We start from the raw sequence: 218 nt of genomic DNA, 5'->3' as shown, positions 1-218 counted from the left end.
TACAGGCCTTCGTAGGCAAAACGGTCGCGGTCGGACAGCCAGCATTCGTTGATGGCTTCGTTTTCCAACGGCAACACTCGGCGGACGGTATGGTCTTTGGTTTGTACAATCAGATTGCTGCCCAAAGCGTCATGAGCGGAGACGGATTTGCGGCGGTTCAATTCCCAAGTACGCGCGTTGAAGCGGAACGGTTTGCTGGTCAATGCGCCGACAGGACA

At 55.5% G+C, this 218-nt stretch carries 1 protein-coding gene; it reads right to left on the bottom strand.

Features of this window, described 5'->3' with window-relative positions:
- The coding region (locus tag ACTHSP_RS24350) for a hypothetical protein (RefSeq protein WP_440347257.1) at positions 1 to 218 on the bottom strand (218 nt) is incomplete at both ends.

Source organism: Neisseria sp. P0001.S005, assembly GCF_051963715.1.
The sequence above is the reverse complement of the archived record's forward strand: the minus strand, read 5'-3'. Positions and strand labels throughout refer to the sequence as shown.